General features: G+C 57.5%; 2 rRNA genes. Both read right to left on the reverse strand.

Annotated features, from left to right (window positions below):
- Nucleotides 1–62 precede the first annotated feature (62 nt).
- Nucleotides 63–179, reverse strand: a 5S ribosomal RNA gene (gene rrf / locus BLQ73_RS30650).
- 91 nt (nucleotides 180–270) lie between these two features.
- Nucleotides 271–3,377, reverse strand: a 23S ribosomal RNA gene (locus tag BLQ73_RS30655).
- Nucleotides 3,378–3,457 lie beyond the last annotated feature (80 nt).

Genomic DNA, 3,457 nt, shown 5'->3' on the forward strand with positions numbered 1-3,457 from the left:
GGCAACCCCCCAAAACAAGAAAAGGGCCACCCCACACAGGATGGCCCCTCTCATATAAAATTGTCCGGCGGCGACCTACTCTCCCACACCCTCCCGAGTGCAGTACCATCGGCGCTGGAGACCTTAACTTCCGGGTTCGGAAAGTAACCGGGTGTTTCCCCTCCGCAAAAACCGCCGTAACCCCAACGACAACAACCAAAAGATTGCCGCCTCAGAATCACACAGTGGACGCGAGCAAAAACGCACAGCACACAGACTGCACAAAACCTTGCGGTCAAGTCCTCGGCCTATTAGTACCGGTCAGCTCCACACCTTACAATGCTTCCACACCCGGCCTATCAACCCGATCATCAACCGGGAGCCTTACCCCACAAACGTGGGTGGGAGACCTCATCTCAAGGCAAGCTTCCCGCTTAGATGCTTTCAGCGGTTATCCCTCCCGAACGTAGCCAACCAGCCATGCCCTTGGCAGAACAACTGGCACACCAGAGGTTCGTCCGTCCCGGTCCTCTCGTACTAGGGACAGCCCCCTTCAAGTCTCCTACGCGCGCAGCGGATAGGGACCGAACTGTCTCGCGACGTTCTAAACCCAGCTCGCGTACCGCTTTAATGGGCGAACAGCCCAACCCTTGGGACCTACTCCAGCCCCAGGATGCGACGAGCCGACATCGAGGTGCCAAACCATCCCGTCGATATGGACTCTTGGGGAAGATCAGCCTGTTATCCCCGGGGTACCTTTTAGCCGTTGAGCGACACCGCTCCCACAAGCCGATGCCGGATCACTAGTCCCAGCTTTCGCTCCTGCTCGACCCGTCAGTCTCACAGTCAAGCCCCCTTGTGCACTTACACTCACCACCTGATTGCCAACCAGGCTGAGGGAACCTTTGGGCGCCTCCGTTACCCTTTAGGAGGCAACCGCCCCAGTTAAACTACCCACCAGACACTGTCCCTGAACCGGATCACGGCCCAAAGTTAGACGCTCAAAACGACCAGAGTGGTATTTCACCAACGACTCCACCCGAACTAGCGTCCAGGCTTCACAGTCTCCCACCTATCCTACACAAGACGCTCCAAACGCCAATGTCAAGCTATAGTGAAGGTCCCGGGGTCTTTCCGTCCTGCTGCGCGTAACGAGCATCTTTACTCGTAATGCAATTTCGCCGGGTCTGCGGTTGAGACAGCGGGGAAGTCGTTACGCCATTCGTGCAGGTCGGAACTTACCCGACAAGGAATTTCGCTACCTTAGGATGGTTATAGTTACCACCGCCGTTTACCGGCGCTTAAGTTCTCAGCTTCACACACTCACGCGTGTTAACCGGTCCCCTTAACGTTCCGGCACCGGGCAGGCGTCAGTCCGTATACATCGTCTTACGACTTCGCACGGACCTGTGTTTTTAATAAACAGTCGCTTCCCCCTGGCCACTGCGGCCCCCACCAGCCTCGGAGGCAAAGCTCCTACACCAGCGAAGGCCCCCCTTCTCCCGAAGTTACGGGGGCAATTTGCCGAGTTCCTTAACCACAGTTCACCCGAACGCCTCGGTATTCTCTACCTGACCACCTGAGTCGGTTTAGGGTACGGGCCGCCACGACACTCGCTAGAGGCTTTTCTCGGCAGCATGGGATCATCCACTTCACCACAATCGGCTCGGCATCACACCTCAGGCACTATGAGAGACGGATTTACCTACCCCTCGCCCTACATGCTTACCCCAGGACAACCACCGCCTGGGATGGACTACCCTCCTGCGTCACCCCATCGCTTACCTACTACCAGATCAGGCCAGGCGTTCACCCTGACACCCCTCCCGAAGGAGAAGCCGAGCTAAGGACCCTTAGTATCACCGGCCTCGATATTGGCGCACCGTAGCGGGTACGGGAATATCAACCCGTCATCCATCGACTACGCCTGTCGGCCTCGCCTTAGGCCCCGACTTACCCTGGGCGGAAAAGCCTGCCCCAGGAACCCTTGGTCATCCGGCGCAGAAGATTCTCACTTCTGAAACGCTACTCATGCCTGCATTCTCACTCGCACCCCGTCCACCCCCCCTCACAGGAAGGCTTCACCCAGAGCACGACGCTCCCCTACCCACCCACACCCGAAAGTGTGAATGCCACGACTTCGGCGGTGCACTTGAGCCCCGCTACATTATCGGCGCAGAATCACTTGACCAGTGAGCTATTACGCACTCTTTCAAGGGTGGCTGCTTCTAAGCCAACCTCCTGGTTGTCATCGCAACTCCACATCCTTTCCCACTTAGCACACGCTTAGGGGCCTTAGTCGATGGTCTGGGCTGTTTCCCTCTCGACCACGGAGCTTATCCCCCGCAGTCTCACTGCCACGCTCTCACTTACCGGCATTCGGAGTTTGGCTGACGTCAGTAACCCGGTAAGGCCCATCAGCCATCCAGTGCTCTACCTCCGGCAAGAAACACGCAACGCTGCACCTAAATGCATTTCGGGGAGAACCAGCTATCACGGAGTTTGATTGGCCTTTCACCCCTACACACAGATCATCCCCCAGGTTTTCAACCCTGGTGGGTTCGGGCCTCCACCCAGTCTTACCTGAGCTTCACCCTGCCCATGCGTAGATCACTCCGCTTCGGGTCTACAGCATGCGACTCAAACGCCCTATTCAGACTCGCTTTCGCTACGGCTACCCCACACAGGTTAACCTCGCCACACACCATAACTCGCAGGCTCATTCTTCAAAAGGCACGCAGTCACATCACACACCACCCGAAGGCAGTGCACGCTCCTACGGCTTGTAGGCACACGGTTTCAGGTACTATTTCACAACCCCTCACCGGGGCGCTTTTCACCTTTCCCTCACGGTACTCGTCCACTATCGGTCACCAGGGAGTATTCAGGCTTACCAGGTGGTCCTGGCAGATTCACACAGGATTCCTCGAGCCCCGTGCTACTTGGGACACCCTCCAGCAGTCCAGCGGATTTCACCTACCCGGCTATCACGGTCTCCGGCCGTCCTTCCCAGAACGTTCGGCTACCCACTGGATTTATCACTGCCCGGAAAGACGGCGGTCTCCCCAAGAAGGTCCCACAACCCCACACACGCAACGCCCGCCGGCTATCACACGCGCATGGTTTGGCCTCATCCGCTTTCGCTCACCACTACTCACGGAATCACTCTTGTTTTCTCTTCCTACGGGTACTGAGATGTTTCACTTCCCCGCGTTACCACCAACCGCCCTATACATTCAGGCGGAGGCGACCCGACATGACTCGGGCCAGGTTTCCCCATTCGGACATCCCCGGATCAACGTCTGGCTGGCGACTCCCCGAGGCTTAACGCAGCCTCCCACGTCCTTCATCGGCTCCTGGTACCAAGGCATCCACCGTGTGCCCTAAAAAACTTGGCCACAAAGATGCTCGCGTCCACTATGCAAATCTCAAACGACAACCAGACCCTGATCCCACCCGCCACCAGACCCGGACACAC

The organism is Sinosporangium album (genome assembly GCF_900100605.1).
GTDB lineage: Bacteria > Actinomycetota > Actinomycetes > Streptosporangiales > Streptosporangiaceae > Sinosporangium > Sinosporangium album.